Genomic DNA, 781 nt, shown 5'->3' with positions numbered 1-781 from the left:
AAAGTTCGGGAAGGTGGGCGTGTCCAGAGCATGGCGTTTGTCATTGCGATCGGCGTGAGGGCTACCGGTGAGCGAGAGGTCTTGGGATTTGACATTGGTACCAGTGAGGACGGTTCATTTTGGTTGACCTTTATCCGGAGCCTTGTTGCCCGTGGTCTGCGTGGTGTTCAGTTGGTGATCAGTGATGCGCACGAAGGCCTGCGCAGTGCCATCGGATCTGCCTTGACGGGAGCAACCTGGCAGAGGTGCCGGGTTCATACCATGCGTAACATTCTGAGTCAGGTGCCCAGGTCGTCACAGGCGATGGTCTCGTCCATTATCCGGACGATATTTGCACAGCCAACTCAGGAGGCAGCGAAACAGCAGCTAGCGGTCGTGGTCCAGCAACTGAAGGGGAAGTTTTCCAAGGCGATGGAGGTGCTGGAGCGTGCTGAGGAGGACGTACTGGCTTACATGGCATTCCCGAAGGAGCATTGGAAGCAAATCTGCTCCACAAACCCGCTAGAACGCCTAAACCGTGAACTGCGGCGTCGTTTCGACGTTGTAGGCATCTTCCCCAACCGAGATTCCGTGATACGCCTCGGAGGAGCAATTCTGGAGGAGCAAAACGATGAGTGGATAGTTGCACGGCGGTACTTTAGCAGAGAGTCGATGGCGAAATTGACCCGAAGCTCGGATCAAGAGTTGCTGGCACCGACGTCGGTTTTACATAAATAATCCTTAATCCATGTCACGCAGTGATTGCACTCAAGCAGTTTACACCACTTGACGGGACACTACC

Annotated in this window: 1 protein-coding gene; it reads left to right on the top strand. The window is 54.5% G+C overall.

The features are described 5' to 3' along the window. On the top strand, positions 1–717 hold a 717-nt coding region (locus AAC01S_RS18535; RefSeq protein WP_157071312.1), incomplete at its 5' end, for an IS256 family transposase. Positions 718–781: the final 64 nt, after the last annotated feature.

This window comes from Alicyclobacillus acidiphilus NBRC 100859, from assembly GCF_001544355.1.
GTDB classification, from domain to species: Bacteria; Bacillota; Bacilli; order Alicyclobacillales; family Alicyclobacillaceae; genus Alicyclobacillus; species Alicyclobacillus acidiphilus.
The sequence above is the reverse complement of the archived record's forward strand: the minus strand, read 5'-3'. Positions and strand labels throughout refer to the sequence as shown.